The following is a 22028-nucleotide window of genomic DNA, read 5'->3' on the forward strand; positions in this document are numbered from 1 at the left end:
ACCATGAATCAACTGCGCCCATTGTCGGTCCCGAGTTCGTCGGCTGGTCGACCAGCATCGAACAAAGTCGCGGCCAAGGGCCCTGCCCTGCTGGTGCGACGTCGGCCCGACTTGAAGGCCGTTCAGACAAACCACAAGCATGATTCGGCTGTCGTGATCAAGGATCCGATCGCCATGAAGTACCACCGTATGCGGCCAGACGAATTTTTCGTTTGGGAACAACTCGACGGTCAGACGTCCCTGGAAAGCATCCGCAGTGCGTATGAATTGCGATTTGCACCGTACAAAGTAACGACGGCCGAATTGAACCAGCTGATCTTCCGGTTTCATCAGAATGGTTTGACGGTTTCGGACGTGTCGCTGCAAGGCGAACGTCTACGGGAACGATCGGTAAAAGAAAGGAAACAACGCTGGATGCAACACATCACGGGCGTGTTGTTCATTCGGTTTCCGGGTGTCGATCCCGAACCGCTGCTGCGACGAATCTATCCCTTGGTTCGGCCGCTGTTTTCGAAGTCGGGAATCGTCGCTTGGACTTTGTTGGCGATCGCCTCGCTGTACGTTTTTGCGATTCACTACGATTCCTTCGTTAGCCAATTTCCGGCGATGGGGCAGTGGATCCAATTGAAGGCGGTTTTGATCTTGGCGGCTGTGATCGGTGGAACCAAGATTCTGCATGAATTGGGGCACGCGTTGGTGTGCAAGCACTTTGGTGGCGAGTGTCACCAGATCGGCCCCATGTTGTTGGTGTTCACGCCGGCACTCTATTGCGACACGTCGGATTCTTGGATGCTGTCCAATCGATTTCAGCGCGCTGCGGTCGGCTTGGCGGGCATTGCAACAGAGGTCATGTTGGCCGCGATTGCGACGATCGTGTGGGCATCCACTGCGGACGGGATTGTTCACTACACCGCCATGAATGTGATGCTGGTGTGTAGCGTCAGCACGTTGTTATTCAACGCCAATCCGTTGCTTCGCTACGACGGCTACTTTGTGTTGTCCGACCTGGTCGATGTTCCCAACCTTGCGGAAAAGTCGCGTCGGTTGTTGGCAGCCTATGCCAACGATTGGTTGCTAGGAGTCGACGAGCTTCCGACCGATCCGATGTCGACCGGCGAGCGAATTGGATTGTTGGTCTACGCAGTGGCCGCCTTTGTCTATCGCTGGACCCTAACGCTGGCGATCCTGTGGTTGGTGGGAACTCTATTGACCCCCTACGGTCTACAGTCCGTTGGACGACTGCTGTGCCTGTTCGCAACCGGCGGCATGTTGTTCGCCTTGTTTCGTGCTCCCGTCAAGTTTCTCCGCAACCCTGCTCGTCGAAAGAACATACGCATGAACCGCTTGATGACCTCGGCTGCTGTGGCGGTGGTGCTGTTGGTCGCCGCCGCCTACCCGATCCCGTCGGGTGTTTCGGTGGTTGCACGCGTCGTGCCGCATCAGGAAACGCCGCTGTTTGTCGCGACCTCGGGGATCCTGCGTGTCCTGCATCGTTCGCCCGGTGATCAAGTCCGTGAAGGCGACAAGATTGCGACGCTGGAAAATGCGGATGTTGAACTTCAATATGCGACGATTCAAGGACGCCAAGCAACCCAGGCCGCCAAAGTCGAATCGATGCAGCGTGCCGCGTTGGATTCGATCGAAGTTGCGAATGAACTGCCCAATCAAATTTCGCTGCTACGCGATCTGGACCAGCAACTAGAAACTCACGCCAAACGTCGCGATGGACTGGTGATCCAATCGCCTGCCGATGGGCAACTGATCGCCGCCCCGCGACGGAACGAGGAACCTGACGCGGTTGCGAAAAATCGTCTGGTTAGCTGGTCTGGTTATCCGACCGATCCGCGGAACCAAGGTTGCTATCTGGAACCCGGTTTCGAATTGATGAGCATCGTTGGTGACGATCGTTGGGACGCCGAGGTGGTGCTGGACCAAAGTGAGGTGGAACGCATCTTCCTTGGCAGCGATGTCAAAATGGTTCTGGAGGCGAAGCCGTCGGTAAAGCTACAAGGCCGTGTGACGGAGATCGCAAGAACCGAATTTGACGATTCCGAAAACGGCCAGCGGCGCGACGATCCCAATGCCGCCCGTTCAGGGAACCCCTTGGCCACTTCGTACATGGTGCGGATCGAGCTGGATGAAACCGGTGACGCGCCGATGATTGTGGGCGCGGCCGCGGCCGCACGTATCGAAGCGACGGAAATCTCGGTGATCGGCCGAGCCAGTCGTTGGCTGAGCGGTTTGCTGCGGTTCCGCTAAGTGTCGCTGGATTCGCGCTGGTCCAACATCGCTTGAAGGTCAGATTCGCTGATCACGTTGACGCCTAATTCTTTGGCTTTGGCCAGCTTGCTGCCCGCTTTCTCGCCCGCCAGCAGGAAGTCGGTTTTTTTGCTGACGCTGGTCGATGCTCGTCCGCCCAGCTTTTCGATCAGGCCTTTGATCTCCGCGCGTTTGAACTGCTTCAGCGTTCCGGTCACAACCACCGTTTTTCCAAAAATGGGGTTGTCGCCGACGATTGGTTCGGGCTCGGGGTCGGACAACTGGACACCGGCCGCTGCCAGTTCACGAAAGATGGTCTGGCCGGCGGTGGAGTGGCAAAATTCGGTGACGCTTTTGGCAATCGCATCGCCGATTTCGTGGATCGCCGCCAAATCTTCCGACGATGCGTCCATCAATTGTTCGATGGTGTGATAGTCGTGCGAAATGACTCGGGCAACTCGCGGTCCGACATGACGAATCGAGATGGACGACAAGACGCGAGCCAGCCCGCGATTGCGGCTTGCGGCGATCCCCTTGATCAGGGCTTCGGCGTTGAGTTGACCGAATTGGACATCGATCATGGCGCCGTCTTTGCCCTTTCGTTGGCGAGGCCAGGTCAATTGGGCGACTTGATCGACCGTCAACCGATACAGGTCGGCATAGCTGTGAACCAGTCCATGCCCCAGTAACAGGTCCACCACTTCGTCCCCCAGGCCATCGATGTCCATGCCGGTACGGCTGCCGAAATAGATCAGACGCTGACGCAATTGCGCTGGGCACTGTGGATTGGGACAACGGATATAGACGCCGCCTTCGTCACGCACCAGTTCACTGCTGCATTCGGGACACTTGGTTGGGAAGGTCCACTTGGTGAGTTCGCCTTGCCGCATGTGCTTTTCGACGCGGACGACTTTGGGAATGATCTTGCCCGCTTTTTCGACGATCACGGTGTCGCCTTCGCGGACGTCCAGCCGCTCGATTTCATCAGCGTTGTGCAGGGATGCCCGCGATACCGTCGTGTCGGCGATGTCGACCGGCGTCAGGTGAGCAACGGGAGTGATGGTGCCGGTCTTTCCGACCTGGACCGTGATTGAATTCAGCGTCGTCGTCGCTTCGTATCGTTCGAACTTGTAGGCGATTAGCCAGCGAGGACTCTTGCTCCGCATGCCCAGCTTTTCACGCTGGGCAAAATCGTTGACCTTGAACACGATCCCGTCGACCTCGAAGGGCAGGTCAGGCATCTCGTCCTCTAGGATCGCCACCGCTTCGATTGCGGCCGCTGCGCCATCGAGCAACTGAACGTCTGGGGTGGGGGGAATCCCCAGGTGTCCAATCTCTTCTAGGAAATCTATGTGTGTTGTGGATGTCAGCCCTTCGGTTTGACCGACGCCGTGACAGAAAAACCGCAACTTTCGCTGCGCCGCGATGGCCGGATCCAACAGCCGGATCGTACCCGCGGTGACGTTGCGAGTGTTTTTGAACGGTTCGTCCCCCGCCTCGGCTTGGCGAAGGTTCAAATCCGCCAGATCGGCGTTGGTCATGTAGACTTCGCCACGCACTTCCAGCACGGCAGGAGGGGTTTCACCGCGAGTTGATAGTGGTAGGTCGCGCACGGTACGAATGTTGTGCGTGATGTCGTCGCCCACCGTGCCGTTGCCGCGTGTCAGGGCCAATTTCATCTGACCGTTTTCGTAACGTACCGATGCCGCGACGCCGTCGATCTTGTACTCCATCACCCACTGGATGGATTCGCCTTCGAGCAACTTTTCGGTGCGGTCAAAGTACGCCTGCAGTTCCTGGCGGCTGTAGGTGTTGTCGATCGACAACATCGGGACGCTGTGCTGGACCTGGACCAAGTGTTCGACGGGAGCATCGCCGATTCGTTGCGTCGGCGAGTCGGCCGATCGTAGTTCGGGATGCGCGGTTTCTAGTTGCTTCAGTTCCTGCAGCAAACGGTCGTATTCAAGATCCGTGACTGCAGGCTTGGCTTCGACGTAGTACAGATGGTCAAGACGACGAACTTCCTGGCGCAGTTCTTGGACGCGTTTCGCAGCTGGTTGGGCCATCGGTGCTCGGATCGTACGAAAAGACAAAGGTTCAGATTGATGAAAAGACACTTGGCGGCCACATCGTGCCGTCTAAAACACTTTGTGGCAAGCGATCGGTCGGTTGTCGCACCGGTATCGCAGGGATGCCGCTAGCCGGCTGAATCCAACAGCCCATCGCGAACGAGCAGAGCTTTGATTTCCTGAACGATTTCTGGGTGCTGGTCGGAAACATCATCGTTTTCGCCAATGTCCTTGGTCAGATCGTACAGCCGCCATCCGCCCGCGGTCGTGTCCGGTCCGTTTCGTCTGGCCTTTCCAGCGGCATACTTCACCAGCTTCCAATTCCTGTATCGAACGGCGACCGACGTCTGCCCTTCCTGGCTGGCCCAGTACAAATAGGCATGCCGATCCTGGGCCGCGTCGCTGCCGAGCAACGTTGGTAGATAAGAGATACCATCGATCGCGGTCGCATCGTCAGTCCGATCGATACCGGCCAATTCGCAAGCGGTGGGCAGAAAATCCCAATTGGCCGAAGGCAAATCGGTGACGCGGCCAGCTTGGATCTTCCCTGGCCACCTGGCGATCATCGGAACGCGGATTCCGCCGTCGTGCAACGATCGCTTGTAACCGCGCAGTGGGCCATTGGAATCGAAGTACTCGTGCGTATGCGAGCCTTCGGAATGTGGCCCGTTGTCGGAAGTGAAGATCACCAAAGTGTCTTCGTCCAATCCAAGTTCGTCTAGCAAATCGAACAATCTCCCCACGTCTTGGTCCATCTTCGAAATCATCGCCGCGAAACCTTTCTCGGGGCTTGGCCAGTCGCGGTCGGCATAGATGCCGTGGCTGGGGACTTCCATTCCGTCTCCGGTGACTCGCCCGCCTTCATTATTGGCGTGCGGGATTGTCCAATGGATGTTCAACAGAAACGGATCGTCGGCGTGGTCACGGACAAAGTCCAACGCCGCTTCGGTCATCACATCGTGGGAATAGACCACTCGCTCGGATGACACACGCCCCTTAGCCTCGGCCGATTCCATCAACACATTGCCGACCAACGGCACCTGTGTTTTGTTCCGCCACAGAAACGGTGGGTAGTAGTTGTGCGCGTTCGATTGGTTCATGTACCCCATCCACATGTCAAAACCGTTGTGGTTGGGGTGACCGGGGTTATCGATCTGCTCGGGCGTGTCGACGTGTCCAAGTGCCCATTTACCGACGCCTCCGGTAGCGTATCCGGCCGTCTTCAACCGCTGGGCCACGGTGGATTCCATGCCTGACAAATTTCGAGCTCGGTTTCCGATCAATCCTGTGTGGCCGACATGTTGTCCGGTCCACAAAACCAAACGAGATGGGCGACAAACGGTGTGCCCGGAATAGTGATCGGTAAACCGAATTCCTTGGGCTGCCATCTGATCTAGATTCGGCGTCTGGATCACGTCCTGCCCATAGCATCCAAGATCTCCGTAACCCAAGTCATCCGTCATGATGTAGATGATGTTGGGCAATCGATCGGCTGCCTGGGACCAATTCAAACACAGGGCAAAGAAGAACAGCGTGACAGGCAGCGCGATCCGCATGGTGGACTCACATCGGGGGGGGAGTGAACGAGGTGCCGCTAGAAGCGAGGTTGATCTTAACGCAAAGCGCTATGCTGGATGTACCTTCGATGCCAACCACCGGCACATGCCCCGGGTGAACAGGGGGGCTGTGATTGCCACTACCCGGGTAGGGCCAGACCGAACGCCGGGTGGGACTCGGCCGGCGCTTTTGATTCCGACACAGCAAAGACGCGGCCGGCGTGATGGTGGCCGAAACAATGGGCGAGTGGTGCGATGGACGATCGGTTGCCGTCTGCGCATAAAAAAAGCCTGCTGAATCAGCAGGCTTTTTCATGCCACGTTTCCGATGAAGGAAACGAATGACCCCTACGGGACTCGAACCCGTGTTGCCGCCGTGAAAGGGCAGTGTCCTAGACCGCTAGACGAAGGGGCCGTCTGGCTTTTTGCAAAAGTCTCGAATGCCTCGCGGCGTTCTTCTCTCGTGCGAGGAGTGTTGTAGCCAAGATGCGTCTTGGTCGTCAACCCGTTGCGGAAGCCACCAGCAGATTTCTTTTCAGATTCAGCTGCGAGGTGAAAATGAACGCCGGAAGCCGGCATTGATGAGGCAACGGACAACACAGAAGTTGGCTGTTTTTCATCGGGCATATCGACACCGCGATGACCAACCTAGCGTGTCACTCTGGAAGTGACCGTGGGTTGTTCATCTACGCCGCCAGCACGCGACAGTCGGGTAGACCTACGATTCGATGGGCGTGTCGCCCGTTTCGACCGGGGCATCGCCCGCTTCGATCGTGACGTCGCCTGCTTCCAGGCTGCGTTGAATCGCATCGTAAACTTCGCGGCGATGAACTGGCACTTCGCGAGGAGCTTCTACGCCCAGCCGTACCTTGTCGCCACGAATCTCCACCACAACGATTTTGATATCGTTGTTGATGACGATGCTCTCATTCTTTTTTCGCGATAAAACCAACATGTTCCGTCCTTTATTTTAACCGGCCCGATTGGGTTATTTTCGTTCTTGCCTACAGTCCCGATGCGTCGCAGGGTTTTCAGAATCAGACGCGCCCCTGCATCACCGCTACGTAGGCCGGTTGTGCCCGCGAATTCTTTCCGTGCGTATTCGCTGTTCCTTACACGCTCAACTCTAGGTCAAAAAATTGCCGCGTCAAGGAATCCTGCCTTGACAAAGGACAAATTCTGACCTTCTGCACACGTTTTTGGCACACAACCGGTAGAACTATGCTGAATTGCTTGCATTTGGACAGTTTCACTCCGCGCAGCCGTGGAACATTCTTTGCCGGGGTGGCCTTTTGTGCGCTCCGCGCTACACTTCGCACAACGAGCGGTTCGCGGAACTTGCGGATTCGGCGGATCTAACGGTCTTCATCGACTTGCTTCGGATGGATCGATTGCCCCCCAGCGGGCAGACGTTTGATCCAGCAGATTTGGATTGATCAGTCTTGGATCCAGTCGAACCGGGAACCGATTGCTCTTTGGCTGCGTCTTGAACGGTAGGCAGTGATCGTCAAAGCATGTGTCGTCATCGTCGAATTTGGTGCCACTGTGCTGTTGATCGCCCAACGAAGCTTGCCAGTCACGCTAGACTCAGTTTCATAGAGATTTGATTTGTCTTGCTGAGCGGTTCTGAAAACTTTGCATTCGCCTTCGCTTTCAGCCTCTCCAAACCAGAAAGGTCGCCACCATGGTCCGAGCGATTCACCACAGCCAGGACAATTCCTCGGGGAAACTCGCTTCGGCGTTCACGCCCAGTGCTGCCACACGAACACTTCCACTGGTGCGACGCATCATGGCGGAGCTGATCGATTTAGATGAATCGATCAAGGCGCAACAGGAGCAATTGCGCGGGGTCGACGACTTGGTCGAAACGATCGACCACAAACCGTATTTGGATGAACTGTCGGATGTTCGCGGTTCGCTGGAGGATGACGTCCGCCGGATGCAGTCTTGCATCGACGAATTGGCGTCCTTTGGCGTGCAAGTCCATCAGCCGTTTGACGGGTCCGTTGATTTCCCCGCTTTGTTGAACCGGCGACCGGTGCAACTTTGTTGGCACCCGGCAGATGACAAGGTGGAACACTGGCACGAAGTTGGTCAGTCGTCCAAGGATCGTCAGAAGTTGGATGCCGCCACGGTCGGAATGGTCGGCGGTTACTAACGAGCACCTTCGCGTCGAAGCGTCAGTTCACGCACGATCGTTCTGCCCGCCACAAACTGGTTGGGCACAAAGCTGTTCGAATCGAGCGGGATTTCTAATCGAACGGTGACTTCTTCGGTTGCTGAGTTGATCGCACCGGGGGTCACGGTCAGCCCCACGCTGTTGACGCCCATGGTGTTCATGATGCGAAGTGTTTCAGCGCGGACTTCGCCATTGGTAGCACCCGGGATGATCCCCATTCGGCACCCTTCGTAGACGGCGTTGTCGGCGGTATGCCGGATCATCGCAACGCGGACGAATTCCATCGCGGCGAAGAAGAACAGGAACAACAGCGGCGCGACCAGCGCGAATTCGACCGCGGTGGCGCCGGTGCGGCGTCTAGCTTTTCGTTTTAATTTCATGGTGTCGATTGCTTCACCGGTGCGAACGTTGGCGAGTCTAAAGTGGGAAGGCGAAGACGAGACGTCTACTGGGTCATCATGGTGCTAAGGGTCAGAGCGATTTCGCGATAGACTTCGATCAGTTCCAATCCGCTATCGGCATGAAAGTGTCGTCCGCCGCCAATCGATGCGACCTCTGCCATTCGTGTGGCATCCGCATCGGAACCGAAGGTAATCGTATGGATGGTCACGTTGGGACCTGCGATCGCGGTTGCGACGGTCCGCGGTTCCGGGCCTCGGTTGTGCCGTCCGTCGGTCATGATGATGTAGGTTTGTTCGACAAATTCGACACCGGCACTGGCTGACATCACATTGGCACCGGCTTGAAGTCCACGCGAAATGCTGGTGAATCCGCCGACACTTAGATCGCGAATGCCGTCGGAAATCTGTGTCAGGTCTTCGGTCAACGCGACGTCTTCGGTTGCGAATTCGCTATAGGAAGCCAGGCCAACCGCTTCGTCGACCGGTGTGCCATCAAGCGTGGCTACAAAGGTGTCGATGGCGGTGACCAGGTTGCCGAATTTGCTGCCAGCCATTGAACCACTGCGGTCAACGACCAAAACGATGTCGCGTTCGATGTAGGTGGCTGTTGACGAAGTGGCGGGTTCAAAGAAGGGGACGCCGAACACGTTTCCGAAGAACAACGGCACGGGGCCGGATCGTGAACCGGTGGTGCGTCGACCATTGACCAGAACGCTGTTGCGGGGCAATCCACCCTCGGTGAATGCGAACTTGCCGGTGGCTTCTTGGTTGCTGCTGCCAAAGACAAAGTCGCTGCCGTCCAACAACAGCGGTTCGCCGTTGACCGTGTTTGCGGCAGCAATTCGTTGACCTTCGGCGATCGCAGCGTCTTGGTCCAACGATTCGGCCAGGGTTGCGGCGGCGGCCTTGGATGCTGCGTCGGTAGCGGTGCGGAGTTCGGTTCGGGAAAGATGCATTTGCGCGATGTCGACTGAAAACGCGACCGCGACCATGAAGCCGATCATCATCACCACGATCAGGACCATCATCGCACCGCGGCGATCGATACCGCTGCGACGTTGGGTCTGCGTACTGTCGATACTGTTCTTAGCCGTCATTTCAAGTTGCATCATCTGGGAAGGTTCCGAATTGCGTGGGGTGCATTCTGGTCTAGGAATCGTACGAATCATTCCTTCACCATCACGACGCGGGCGGTCAATATGCGGTTGGGGATGAACTGTCCGGCCAGCGGACTGTTGGTTAACGTTGGCGCGCTGACTTCGACGACGATTTCGTCGCCGCGTGACGCGTCACCAGCTTCGCCGTTGGGAAAACTGATCGCAAAGTCGTTGACGCTGCGCGACGTCAAGATGTTGGTGCCTCGGGAAACCCCGGACGCGTTGTCGTTGCCGACGCGAATGGATTCACGAATCGATTCGTACGCAGCAACATTCAGAGATTGTTTTAGGAAGATGAAGCTGGATGCTTCGATGGCGCCAAAGACCAGCAACACCAATACCGGCAGACACACTGCGAATTCAACTGCCGCGACTCCGCGACGACCGGCCGCGGGACCACGCTTGGATGAACCGATCCGGCTTCGATTGGGGCGACGCATATGCAAACGATTGGTTGCCGATAGAGAATGGATTTGCATGGTGATCAGGGGAAGCCAGTGGGGATGATCGATGGAAGCGGTGGGCAATCCGGTCTGACTTTCTCAGTCAAACGCCGGCGGGGAGTCGCCGGCGCGGTCGACACGTCGGTGGGCCGGACAATTTCGCCTGGACTATGCCGGTGTCGATTCGTCGCCGGATTGGTCGTCTGCATCGCGTGATTGCCGGCGTGCATCGGCGACATCCGATGCCGAACGTTCCATCAGACGGTTGAAGTTGGTCGCAATTTCGCCCCAGAAGTCACTGTTGCGGAAATGCAGAGGTTCCACGGCGCGACCTTCGCTTGCATCGGACAATGCACCGCGAAGACGCAAGATCGGACCGGCGAAGCGATTGGTCATCTTCAATGTGTCCCAGACGAAGGCCGGGATCAGCGCTAGTGTGATGACGAAAAACGGCAGGAACCGTTTCATGGTGTCGCCAAAAGTTCTTCCCCACGGCACATCGGGCTGTTCAAACAACCGGATCCAAATGGTCAGGGCGATCGCGTTGCAGATAAAGAACACCACCCAGTGGATGGCAATTTTGCGAAGGACACCGCCTTGGACCTCGGGATCCACCAGGGCCTTGCTTCGTTTGATGGTCGTTCGGCTCATCTGATATCGCTCAATCGTGCAGTGGTTAGTGGCTTGGGGCGTGGCCGGTGCAATACGTTCTGCCCCAATCGGCGACGCGGTACACTCGGCCTACGTTGGAAACCTACAACACAACGAACGATCAGGCGGGTTAGGGAAGAGTTTTCGGCATCAGGAATGGATGCCCCGCCGGCGTTTGCATGAAAGAAACCGATTGGTAGCGGATGATGTCCTAGGCCATCCCCCCCGGACAATCGTCATATCCGGTGCGGCTAGTCGGTGTGCCGCATTGGGCGACGACTGCCATGGGCCTGATGGGTCCCCGATCGGGGCCGCGCCCGCCCAAAGAATGGATTGATCCTGATCGGCCCTACGACAGCGAGCAGAACAACGCAGCGAATTTGCAGCACGCCATCAACGCAGCGAGATCAAAGCTGGGGACTAATAGTCGACCGATGTCTCATTCGCAGCGCGATTGTTCTGTTCACGCAACTGGTTCATCGTTTCGATGACGGCTTCGGACTGGGACCGGATCGCGGCTTTGATGTCCTTGTTGCCAAGTGACTCACGCCCCTGTTGTTGATGCGCGTCAACTTTTTGCCAATCCATCATCCAATTGTTTTGGTTGGCGGCATCTTTCAAGGCTTGGACCGTATCCCCCAATTTTTCATACAGGGAACGATTGGGCGTCGCGTCGTACCTTCGATAAGGTCCTTTGGCACCCTTCAAGTTGCCTCGTATCGGGTCGCGTTTACCTGCGGTCAACCATTGGAAAACTGCGATTGCCGATGTGATCGCGCCCAACATGATGGCGACCACCATGGGGCCGATCCAATTTCGGTCACCTGGTTGGTCCGGATCAAAAGGATCCGCAACCGACATGATCGCTAACAAGATCGCACCGATCACACAGATGGCGACTGTCCCCAGTATGGCACGCGACACGACGGGTTCAGGGTGACGTTGCTTGGGTTTTCGGGCGGTGTCGTTGCCGCCGATGGGTTCGACCACTTTGACCACGATCACCGACGTATTGTCGGGGCCGCCTCGCAAATTGGCCAAGTCCACCAACACGCGAACCGCTTTGTCTTCGGGCAGACAATCCAACAGGACGCCGATTTCGTTGTCCTCGACTAAGCCGGTCAACCCATCGCTACACAGCAAAAACTGGTCGCCCGCTTGAACCGGGAATGGGCCTTCGACATCGACATCGACGACCGCGTTGGGTCCCAGCGAACGCGTGATGACGTTTCGCGGGATCCCTTGTCCGGTTTGACCGGTCGCTTCCATTTCCCAAACCAGGGAATGGTCGAAGGTCAACTGTTCGAACGCACCGCCACGCAATCGGTAGACTCGCGAATCGCCCACGTGTCCCACCAACGCACCGTCCGGACAGATCACCAACGCACTTGCGGTGGTGCCCATGTTGTGGAATTCGGGATTGCTTTGACCCCGTTGGTGAATCTCGTCGTTCGCGTCGATAACGGCTGCCCGCAGCGCTTCGGACGTTGTCAGGGAAGGCGAGCGAAAGAACTGCATCGCGATCCGTTCGGTCGCCATCTTGCTGGCCAATTCGCCAGCCGCGTGAGCCCCCATGCCATCGGCGACGACAAACAAGTGGCCGCGGTCCCAGAACCTTTCGGAGGTCTTCGCGGGCAAACAAGCCAGCGAATCCTGGTTGTTGGCCCGACGCATGCCGACATCTGTCAGCTGCGCGAACACAATTCCGGGATTCCAGAGATCCGACACCGGCTGTTGTCTTTCGTTAACCATGGAATCAAAAAGGGTCAGATGACGTGATCACATTCATCACGTCGATACCGTCGGGCTGTGTGTCCTGAACAATGCGTGTCCTGATCGAACATTCTGTCCTGATCAAGCATTCCTCCCAAAAGCGAGATGCTTTGGAAAACATGTCCGTTCTATTCTATTTAGTGTCAAACGGCAGACACGTCCGCCCAGGAAAACCCGTCAAGCGATACAGCTTAGCGGATTCGATTGCGTCTAAAGGGGGGCGAACCGTATTTTTTCACCCCCCTGTTCGAATCGCGAATCCGACAAAAATTCAGGCTTCTCGGACAATCCTTGCGGCGGTGCCCCAGGTTCCTTCGAAAACCTGTTCCCCAAGCGACATTCGCTGGCGGGCACCTTGTTCCCGTTTTTGGAGTTCGATTCCTGCTGGGTCTTCTGCGGCGGTGAGGTCAGGATAGCCCATTGCGATGGCGGTTTCCGGTTGGTGACCTTCTGGGATCTGGAACGCCTGACGCGTCGCACTAAGATTCAAACCCGCCATCTGGTGCACTTGTAACCCCAACTGAGTTGCTTGAAGCGACAGGTGGGCAGCGGATTGTCCCAAGTCGTGCAGCGCCACTCGGTTGGGCTTGTTGTTGCGACGGAACGTGGTGCGGATGACCGAGATCAACAGCACACCCGCGTTCTGGGCCCATCCCTGATTGGCTTCCAACAGGCATGAAACCGACTTGTCGAACAGTTGCGAATCTTGCCGGCGGGCCACGATCCACGACCAGGGTTGGTCATTAAAACTGCTGGCTGCCCACCGCGCGGCTTCCAGGCACTGCAAAATCTTTTCGTCTTCGACCGGTTGGGCGTTCAAACGATAGGGGCTCCAACGGTTTTCAATCACATCCAGAACGGGATGCTGGACTGGGTTGATAGGCATCGCGGGTTTCTCTGTGAAATGAGACGAGCGGACGTGAAAAGGACGAGACAATTTGACGCGTTGGTTTCATCATGCTTTGGCGGGCGGCCGTTGATTTCGGACGCTGAATCCACTCAGATTCGGATCGAATGCCCAGTCCCGCGTCCGTGATGGTCGGATGATTTTACAATCTTGGCGGTGTCGTCAATCGTCCCGGAATCGGTCTGCGGGAAATTTGCGTGTCTGTGTGTATCCAACACCCTTTCTAACAGCAGCAGTGTATGGCTTTCGATAGCGAAGTGAGTTCGTGGGCATCGGTTCCACTGAATCGACGATGCCAAGTCGTGGCAGCGGCGGCGGGGAAGTTGGCTGAGGCAACCGACGAACTGACGCTTTTGTGTCAAAGCGACCAACGCACCGACCCGGTCGAAACGATCACGGCGGAACTATTGCCGCTGTGTTCAGCACTGCGTTGGCTCGGCCGCCGCGGCCCACGAGTGCTGGCGACTCGGCAGTTGGGCCCGATGGGGCGACCGGCTTGGCTGTGGGGGGTGCGTAGCGCGGTGCACCGCGATCCCTTTGGAATGGTGCTGATTTTGGGCGCGTGGAACTACCCGTTGCTGTTGCCCGGGGTCCAGGCGGCCCAGGCATTGGCCGCCGGCAACCGAGTTCTGATCAAGCCAGCCCCGGGATGCGAATCAGCCACCGCGCGGATGGTCCAAGCCTTCCATGATGCCGGGATTCCCCCGACGGCACTGATGCAATTGGATTCATCATCCGACTCGGCGATCGCTGCGATCAACGCCGGTGTCGACTTGATCGTCTTAACCGGCGCCGCGACGACCGGTCGGAATGTTCTAGCGCAAGCCGCCAGGTCGTTGACGCCGACGATCATGGAACTTAGCGGATGTGACGCCACCATCTTGTTGCCAGGTGCGGATGTCCAGTTGGCGGCGGATGCGATCACGTTCGGCTTGAAATTCAACGGGGGTGCCACCTGCATCGCGCCACGCCGCTTGATCGGTCAGAATGAGATTTGCGATCAGGTCCGAACCGCATTGGTCGAACGTCTGGGATCCGCAGATCCCTTGGTGGTGCATCCATCGGCGCGGGAGGCGGCGGCTGATTTGATTGAGCGATCTTTGGCCGCTGGCTGCGTTGATGTGACAGGACGCTTTCACGCGCAGACGCTTCGCGATAGCGGCCAGATGGCGCCCACGGTACTGGATCAGGTCTGTGCCGATCATCCGATCGCATCGGCCGACGTGTTCGCACCGGTCACGTCGATCGTGCGAGTCGCCGATACCGAGGAATCGATCCAGCAAGTCAATCAGTGCCCCTACCGTCTTTCCGCATCCGTCTTTGGACCGCCGAAGCAAGCCGAAGCAGTGGCCCAGCGGCTTTCGGTGGGAAACGTTTGCATCAACGATATCCTGGTTCCCACCGCCGACCCCAGACTTCCATTTGGCGGACGCGGCCAGAGCGGATTTGGTGTGACCCGCGGCGCCGAGGGGCTACTGTCGATGACCGTTCCCAAATCGATTTCCCATCGCCGCGGTCGGTTCATGCCCCATTTGCGGCCGCGGGCGGATTCCGACGAAAACCGGCTATCTGCCGCCGTCATCCTGCTGCACGGTGCGACTTGGTCACAGCGATGGCAGGCGCTGCGCCGCATGGGACGCTAAATCGCCCTGCCAACAAACATCCATCGAATGTCTGCAAAGGCATCGGGGAAAGCGGGGACAATGGCCAAACTTGACGCGCCGACGTGATCGCGATTGACCGGCTTCGTCTTTGCCGGGACTGGAAGAGTCACTACAGTGCCGACGCGGCCGTCCCTGGTCAACTCACTTTCCCATTTCGTTCACTCCTTTCGCGGATCCCCTATGAAATCCGAAGGTTCCAAATCACTTCACGTCGTCGTTGTTGGCGGTGGATTGGCTGGGTTGTCCGCTGCCTGTGTGTCGGCCGCACGTGGGCACCGCGTCACGCTGCTAGAAAAAAACGACTGGGTGGGCGGCAAAGCGGCTGTTCTGCAGGCCGATGGCTATCGCTTTGATATGGGGCCGACGATTCTTACTTTGCCAAGCGTGTTGCGGCGAGTGTTTCGTGAGGCCGGCAAAGACATGGCGGACTATCTGGACCTAGTGGCCTTGGATCCGCAGTGGCGATGTTTCTTCGAAGCCGATTCCACCAGCGATCCATCGGGCGGTCATCCAAACGATGGCAGCGAATTGAACACCGTGTTGGACTTGGTTGCCAACACCGATGCGATGCGGCAAAACATCGACGCGCTGACCGGATCGAAGGTCAGTGGCGACGGGTACGCACGGTTCATGAAAATGAGCGAGCAGTTGCATGGTGTTTCCGACCGCTTCTTTTTCTGGCGTTCGGTTGGCGGTTTGGCCGACACGATGGACGTCGGTGGCGCGATGTCGGCGGCGGTGTTGAAAGACGTTCTGTCGCTGCGGATGGGACGCAGTGTTGCGTCGGTCGTACGGTCACACGTTCCCGACCATCGTGTCGCACAAATGATGGACCACTTCACACAGTATGTCGGTTCGTCCCCGTTCCAGTCGCCCGCCGTGCTTTGCAGCATCGCCCATATGCAAACGGACGAGGGCATCTGGTATCCGATCGGCGGAACTCGCGCCGTTCCCGAAGCACTCTTCCGTTTGGCAGAGGAACTAGGGGTGGACGTGCAAGTCGGCACCGACGTGATGCGAATCGTCGCCGATGGACCCAAGGTAACCGGGGTTGTCACAGCCGATGGTACCGAGATCGCGTGTGATGCGGTGATCAGCAATTGCGATGCGATTCGCACCTACAGCGAATTGTTGCAGGACACGCCCGAAGGCACTCGATTCACCAAAAAGAATGATCCCGAACCGGCATGCAGCGGCGTCGTTTTGTATTTGGGATTGGATCGTCGATACGAACAACTGTTGCATCACAACTTTGTGTTTTCAAAGGATCCCAAAGAAGAATTCGATTACATCTACGATCGTGGCGAGCCGGCTCCCGACCCCAGCGCCTACGTTTGTGCACCGGCGATCAGCGAACCCGGCGTTGCCCCAGACGGATGCGAATCGTTGTACATCCTGGTTCATACCCCGTACCTGCGGCCGGGACACGACTGGACTGAAATGCTGCCCGGCTATCGAGACGTGATCCTGGACAAATTGGAACGCACCACCGGAATCGTGGACATTCGCGGTGCGATAAAATACGAATCCGCGTTGACTCCCCAGGACATCCACAACCGGTACCGGGTACTCAATGGGGCGATCTACGGGCTGGCAAGTCACGGCAAGTACTTGGGCGCGTTCAAGCCTGCCAATCGACGCAAAGATTTGGCGGGTCTGTACTTGGCCGGCGGTTCAGCACACCCCGGGCCGGGCATGCCGATGGTGCTGATGAGCGGCTGGATCGCCGCGGATTCACTGGATCAAGATGCCGAAGCGGGCAAGATCAAAGGTTCATCCCGCAAACCTGTGCCGGTTCGATGAACCCCAGCGTCGTGCCGCCATAGGTGCGTCGGTCCCAGTCGCCGGGTGGCAACAGGTCCTGGTCGAACGTTTTTTCCGTTTCGACCATCAATACGCTTCCGGGCGGTGCGTTGACCAACACCGATCGGATGATGGCGTTCAGGTCTTCCAGGCGTTCGTGCCACAGGATGTAGGGCGGGCACAAGAATACCAACCAAGCGGTTTCGTCTTCTGGTGGCCCCAGCAATTCACCGGCGATACGAAATGTGTCCGCGGTGACAATCTTGACCTTCGATTCGATTCCCAGCGATTCGGTCGTTTCGCGGACAAATCGCGCCGCACGGCGGTTCTGTTCGACCATCACCGCACTAATCGCCCCGCGGCTGATCGATTCGAAAGCCATCGCACCGGTCCCGGCAAACAGGTCGAAACATTTCGCTCCCTTGGCCGCTCGGTTCAGGATATTGAACGCGTTTTCGCGAATATTGTCCTTCATCGGCCGCGTGAACTCTTCGCCGTGATAGACGACCGTACGGCCACGCATGTGACCGCCGATGATGCGAAGTTTGGTCGGCTTGGTGGCTTTTTTGGCGTCGGCTGCCGAACGCGCGCTCGAACCGGCGGCCGGCTTGCCCCGTTTCTTGGCGGGTTTGGAACCGGACGACGGGCGCGAGCCCTTGGAGCCCGACGGTTTGCTAGAGGATCGTTTCATTCGGATCAGTATAGCGGAGTGGCGTAAATCGACGAGTCGGCGACAATGAAAGGGAAACCGAATCCTATCGAGCCGCGTATTGGCAACAAAGGATTCCATTTGCCGCCATCTGAAAAGTCAGTATCCGTATGTTTCACCCAGCCGCCCACGCCGCTGTTTCGTCGTTTCGGCTATCGCTGTGCGTGCCAGTTCTCGCGATCGCCCTGCTGGCAAACCTGGCCGCTGTCAGCCAATCGGCCGCCCAAGACGCACCGACCAAAGAAGCCGCAACCGAGGTAGCCGACCCGACTGACGGAGCCGATCAGGCTGCTGTGGGTGACCAGACTGCTGCTGCTGCCGACCAAGCGACTGGAGCCGATGGGGCGGCGGATGCGGATATGCCGGCTTCGGCTGACACCCAACCGGATTCGGAATCGAAAGCCGCATCTTCGGAAACGTCCGATTCCGAAACCGAATCGGATTCAGCCGCTGATTCCGATCCATCGCCGATGACCCCCGATGGCGAAACACCGCCACAGGACGACGCCAAGGCCCCGCGGTCATTGTCCGAAGCAGCCGATTCCGATGTGGTCGCGTTCACTGGCCCCGAAGATCCAGAATTCGTTGCGGAATGGAAGAAACGCGAGGACCTGTTCAACGATGCCCGCAGTCGATTGGAAGCGGCGGTCTTGGCACAGCGAGCGACGTATCTGCGTTATCTGAATTACGAAGAACGGACCCCAGCGGCCCGAAAGGACTATTTCGAAAAACGCCAGAAGGTCCGTGACTTGATGGACGAAGTGTATTTGACCGCGCTGGATCTGGCACGTTTGGGCGGAGACGAAGTATCGGCGACCTACCTAGTCACCATGATTGATCACCGATTGAAACGTGACATCTACGACGTGCCGACGCTTGAAGGTGCGTCGCGGATGATCGACGGTGGTTCGCAGCTGACGATTCTGTTCAAGGCTGCCGCACGTTCGGCAGTGGTATCGGGCGAGTTCGAAATGGCCAGGAAATTGTTGGAAGCGATTGAGGAAGATCAGCGCGACGAAGTCGACCGAAGTCTGTTGGCGTACATGGATGAACACGAAGAAGCGTTCAATCTGGAACGCGAACGATCCGCGAAGGATGAATCGTTGCCGCTGGTCAAATTGGAAACGACTCAAGGCGACGTTTTGATCGAGCTTTACATCAACGAGGCCCCATCGACGGTGTCGAACTTCATCCAGCTTGTCGAAGAGGGGTTTTACGACGGATTGGATTTCTACCAAGTGATCGATCACCTATTGGCGCTGACGGGCGACCCGTCGGGAGTCGGCAACGGCGGCAGCGGCAAACATATCATGGACGAACACAGCAATCCCGACGCACGTCGCGCTCTTCGCGGGTCACTGTTGATGGCCAAACTGCCCGACGGAGACTCCGGCGATTTTGTGCCGCATTCGGCCAGCAGCCAGTTTGCGATCCTGCTGATGCCGGTGGTAACGGCAAACGAGAATCAGACCGTCTTTGGCCGAGTCATCGAGGGGATGGACGCGATTGCCCGCATGCGGCGAGTGGACCCCAACAAGGAAAAGAAAAAGGATGAAATCGTGATCCCTGCGGACAGCATTATCCGCGCGACTGTCGTGCGGAGGCCGGAAACCTTGCCTCCGGCGAAGTATCTAGAGACGTTTCTGTCCCCTTAGACGCCTCGTTTCGGTAGAATGCCCCGTGTTCTAGCCATGTACAATGTGGAGGGACCTGCGCCGCAACGATGCATCGCTTGGCTGCTGGTTCCCGATTACTGGCCTGATCCACACCCCGCCATCCCCATGCCCCCCCTGTCCCACCGCCGATGAAAAAGACCGCGCGTTCGCAAGCCAACAAATTGGCCAAACAGGCCAAGCATTCTCGTACGGACTCCGACGTCGGCGGCGCGGCCAACCCGGCCTCGGCGGCCGCTGGTCCCACCGGGGGGCTGACGGTCGATGACGGGATCTTGGAAAGCGATGATGTGGCGCCTTCGCGACGGAATTTCATCAAAGGCGGAAGCATGATGTTGGCCGGCGGTGCGATCGTTGGCACGAATCTGGCGGTGGCGCGCGGTGCTCACGCCTATGGCAGCGACACCATTCGAATCGGGTTGGTTGGTTGTGGCGGTCGCGGAACCGGGGCGGCGATCCAAGCGATGAACACAACCGGCGGGAACACCAAGTTGGTGGCCATGGCAGACGTGTTTGAAAACAGCATCCAAACGGCCTACCGTACGATCAAGGGAAAACATCCCGATAAAGTCGCCGTCGACGATGCTCGTTTCGTCGGACTCGATGCCTACAAACAGGTTCTGCAAACGGACTGCGACTTTGTCATCCTGGCCACCCCGCCTGGTTTCCGCCCGATCCAGTTCGAAGCCGCCGTCGAAGCGGGCAAACACATCTTCATGGAAAAACCGGTCGCCACGGATGCACCGGGGGTTCGCCGGGTGTTGGCGGCCAACCAGAAAGCCAAAGCAAAGGGATTGGCGGTCCAGGTCGGGCTGCAGCGTCATCACGAGTTTCGATATCGCGAATGCATCGACAAGCTGCAAAACGGTGCGATCGGTGATTTAATCTTCGCTCGCGCCTACTGGAACGGCGGTGGCGTCTGGGTGCGTCCGCGAACGGCCGCGCAAACGGAATTGGAGTACCAGATGCGCAACTGGTACTACTTCACTTGGCTCTGCGGCGATCACATCGATGAACAACACATCCACAATTTGGATGTGATCAATTGGTTGGTCGGGGACCATCCGATCGAAGCCCAAGGCCAGGGCGGACGCGAAGTTCGAAATGGCAGAGACCACGGTCAGATTTTTGACCATCACATGGTCGAATACACCTACGCCAACGGCTTCAAATTGTTAAGCCAGTGTCGACACATCCAAGGTTGCTGGAACAGCGTTAGCGAGCACGTGCACGGAACGATGGGTTCGTGTGACATCAGCGACGCTTTGATTCGAAACCCCCAAGGCAAGAAGACTTGGCAAAGCGAATTGAAAGAAACCAAGGGCGGCAAAGGTTGGCAGCAAGAACATCACGACTTCTTTGCTGCACTGCGGAACGGAGAGACGCCCAACGAAGTCGAATACGGTGCCCATAGCACAATGACCGCGATTTTGGGGCGTCTGGCGACCTATAGCGGCAAAGTGGTCCGCTGGGACGACGCCATCAACAGCGAAGTCCAGCTAGCCAATACCGATGCGATGCATTCGTTCGACGATCAAGCGCCGGTGCAGCCCAACGCCGATGGTGGCTACCCCGTGGCCGTACCGGGCAGCAAGGAAAAGTTTGTCTAACGATCCTTTGTGATCGACAAGGATGGGCGAAGCGGAATCGCGAAGTGGGGTTGTCCATTAGTCCCTGCGGGATGCGAATGATGCCTTGGTCGGTGCACAATTTTGGATTTCGACGCGGCCGAGGTGATCTCGCAAACCGGGACTCGGATGCCGCCATCAAGTCGACCAGCACACCAATTGCCGATAGACTTTCAGGACCGGTGGAACCTGACCGCCAACATTGCACCTGCATACGTGAGTCTGCGCATGGATTTTGTAAAGCGGCATATCGTTTCGCCCGGCAAGACGCCCCATCTGAAAACGGTCGAGACCGACGAAAGTGGACCGTTCAAGGACAAGGACGCTGCGAAGCAGTTCACGGCCGAAACGGTCGACAAGATCCGGGATCTCCAGTACCGCATGTTCGTCGAACAGAAGCAATCGCTGTTGGTCGTGCTGCAGGCACCTGATGCCGCGGGCAAAGACGGGCTGATCCGAAAAGTGCTGGGGCAAATGAATCCACAGGGCTGTCGGACCTATCCGTTCAAGGTTCCATCCAGTTCCGAACGTGCCCACGACTTTTTGTGGCGCATCCACAAAGCCACCCCGGCCGCGGGGATGGTATCGGTCTTCAACCGATCGCACTACGAAGATGTGCTGGTCGTTCGGGTGGAGGACTTGGTGCCGAAATCGGTTTGGAGCAAACGGTACGACATCATCAATCATTTCGAAGAGGGATTGATGGAACGTGGCACAAAAATCCTGAAGTTTTATCTGCACATCAGTCCCGAAGAACAGCTGTCACGATTCAAGAAGCGACTGGAGAATCCGGACAAGCACTGGAAGCTGAACGTCGGTGACTACGCGGCTCGCGACAAATGGAAAGACTATCGCGAAGCGTACGAAGAGGTGTTGGACAAGTGCAGCACCCGAGACGCACCCTGGTTCGTGATTCCGGCTGACCACAAGTGGTATCGCGATGCCTCGGTCGCCAGCATCGTCCATGACACGCTAGTGAAGATGGACCCGCAGATGCCGCCGGTCGACGTGGACCTGGACGAAGTTCGCCAACTGTACGAGCGTGAATTGAATCAGCAACGCGGCTAGGCGGTACATTTCGCTCGATCCCGCATCGAACCTGTCCGGACTCACGTTCGCTTTGCTGGCGAGATAGAATGGAGGCTCTTGCGGGGCC

Annotated in this window: 17 protein-coding genes and 1 tRNA gene; 7 read left to right on the forward strand and 11 right to left on the reverse strand. The window is 57.5% G+C overall.

Translation table 11 applies throughout. From position 1 onward, the window contains the following. The first annotated feature begins 3 nt into the window (after positions 1 to 3). Positions 4 to 2259, forward strand: coding sequence for a M50 family metallopeptidase (locus tag K227x_RS14115; RefSeq protein WP_145170384.1), 2256 nt, complete (start codon positions 4 to 6; stop codon positions 2257 to 2259). Here K227x_RS14115 and ligA read toward each other — a convergent pair. The 4 genes from ligA to csrA form a co-directional block, all read right to left on the reverse strand. Then, positions 2256 to 4325 (reverse strand): NAD-dependent DNA ligase LigA, encoded by a 2070-nt coding sequence (ligA, locus tag K227x_RS14120; RefSeq protein ID WP_145170386.1) that lies wholly within the window; start codon positions 4323 to 4325, stop codon positions 2256 to 2258. The genes K227x_RS14115 and ligA overlap by 4 nt on opposite strands. Positions 4326 to 4456: 131 nt before the next feature. Beyond that, positions 4457 to 5884 (reverse strand): arylsulfatase, encoded by a 1428-nt coding sequence (locus K227x_RS14125; protein ID WP_145170388.1) that lies wholly within the window; start codon positions 5882 to 5884, stop codon positions 4457 to 4459. Positions 5885 to 6226: 342 nt separating this feature from the next. Beyond that, a tRNA-Glu gene (locus K227x_RS14130) sits at positions 6227 to 6299 on the reverse strand. A gap of 303 nt (positions 6300 to 6602) precedes the next feature. Then, on the reverse strand, positions 6603 to 6839 hold the full coding sequence (csrA, locus tag K227x_RS14135; RefSeq protein ID WP_145170390.1) for a carbon storage regulator CsrA: 237 nt from the start codon (positions 6837 to 6839) through the stop codon (positions 6603 to 6605). A 729-nt stretch (positions 6840 to 7568) separates the two neighbouring features. Between csrA and K227x_RS14140 the strand changes: the two genes are divergently transcribed. Then, entirely contained in the window at positions 7569 to 8042 is a 474-nt protein-coding gene (locus K227x_RS14140; protein WP_145170392.1) for a DUF2203 domain-containing protein, read from the forward strand. Here the strand turns inward: K227x_RS14140 and K227x_RS14145 are convergent. From K227x_RS14145 to K227x_RS14170, 6 genes are all read right to left on the reverse strand, one after another. Next, positions 8039 to 8443 carry a TadE/TadG family type IV pilus assembly protein gene (locus tag K227x_RS14145; RefSeq protein WP_145170394.1) on the reverse strand — a complete coding sequence of 135 codons (405 nt, stop codon included), beginning with the start codon at positions 8441 to 8443 and terminating at the stop codon, positions 8039 to 8041. The two genes, K227x_RS14140 and K227x_RS14145, sit on opposite strands and share 4 nt — an antisense overlap. Positions 8444 to 8508: 65 nt before the next feature. Then, the gene (locus K227x_RS14150) at positions 8509 to 9576 is read right to left on the reverse strand and encodes a vWA domain-containing protein (RefSeq protein WP_246146799.1); all 1068 of its coding nucleotides are present in this window, start codon (positions 9574 to 9576) and stop codon (positions 8509 to 8511) included. 53 nt (positions 9577 to 9629) lie between these two features. Continuing rightward, positions 9630 to 10100: a TadE/TadG family type IV pilus assembly protein gene (locus K227x_RS14155; protein WP_246146800.1), complete on the reverse strand. Its 471-nt coding sequence runs from the start codon at positions 10098 to 10100 to the stop codon at positions 9630 to 9632. A 132-nt stretch (positions 10101 to 10232) separates the two neighbouring features. After that, positions 10233 to 10715 (reverse strand): hypothetical protein, encoded by a 483-nt coding sequence (locus K227x_RS14160; RefSeq protein WP_145170395.1) that lies wholly within the window; start codon positions 10713 to 10715, stop codon positions 10233 to 10235. A 420-nt stretch (positions 10716 to 11135) separates the two neighbouring features. After that, entirely contained in the window at positions 11136 to 12467 is a 1332-nt protein-coding gene (locus tag K227x_RS14165; protein ID WP_246146801.1) for a PP2C family protein-serine/threonine phosphatase, read from the reverse strand. 292 nt (positions 12468 to 12759) lie between these two features. Continuing rightward, positions 12760 to 13374: a nitroreductase family protein gene (locus K227x_RS14170; RefSeq protein ID WP_145170397.1), complete on the reverse strand. Its 615-nt coding sequence runs from the start codon at positions 13372 to 13374 to the stop codon at positions 12760 to 12762. 260 nt (positions 13375 to 13634) lie between these two features. Between K227x_RS14170 and K227x_RS14175 the strand changes: the two genes are divergently transcribed. Then, positions 13635 to 15038: an aldehyde dehydrogenase family protein gene (locus tag K227x_RS14175; RefSeq protein WP_145170399.1), complete on the forward strand. Its 1404-nt coding sequence runs from the start codon at positions 13635 to 13637 to the stop codon at positions 15036 to 15038. A gap of 201 nt (positions 15039 to 15239) precedes the next feature. Beyond that, a complete protein-coding gene (locus tag K227x_RS14180) occupies positions 15240 to 16862 on the forward strand; it encodes a phytoene desaturase family protein (RefSeq protein WP_145170401.1) in 1623 nt (540 codons plus the stop codon). Here the strand turns inward: K227x_RS14180 and K227x_RS14185 are convergent. Continuing rightward, complete coding sequence (locus K227x_RS14185; protein WP_145170403.1) at positions 16825 to 17553, reverse strand: RsmD family RNA methyltransferase; 729 nt, start codon at positions 17551 to 17553, stop codon at positions 16825 to 16827. The two genes, K227x_RS14180 and K227x_RS14185, sit on opposite strands and share 38 nt — an antisense overlap. Positions 17554 to 17681: 128 nt before the next feature. On the opposite strand from K227x_RS14185, the gene K227x_RS14190 reads away from it, so the two are divergent. The 3 genes from K227x_RS14190 to K227x_RS14200 all read left to right on the forward strand — a co-directional run bounded on the left by K227x_RS14190 (position 17682) and on the right by K227x_RS14200 (position 21940). Further along, on the forward strand, positions 17682 to 19226 hold the full coding sequence (locus tag K227x_RS14190; protein ID WP_145170405.1) for a peptidylprolyl isomerase: 1545 nt from the start codon (positions 17682 to 17684) through the stop codon (positions 19224 to 19226). 347 nt (positions 19227 to 19573) lie between these two features. Then, positions 19574 to 20854, forward strand: coding sequence for a Gfo/Idh/MocA family protein (locus K227x_RS14195; RefSeq protein ID WP_391540450.1), 1281 nt, complete (start codon positions 19574 to 19576; stop codon positions 20852 to 20854). A 234-nt stretch (positions 20855 to 21088) separates the two neighbouring features. Further along, a complete protein-coding gene (locus tag K227x_RS14200) occupies positions 21089 to 21940 on the forward strand; it encodes a polyphosphate kinase 2 family protein (protein ID WP_246146802.1) in 852 nt (283 codons plus the stop codon). Positions 21941 to 22028: the final 88 nt, after the last annotated feature.

It is taken from the genome of Rubripirellula lacrimiformis (assembly GCF_007741535.1).
Taxonomy (GTDB): Bacteria; Planctomycetota; Planctomycetia; order Pirellulales; family Pirellulaceae; genus Rubripirellula; species Rubripirellula lacrimiformis.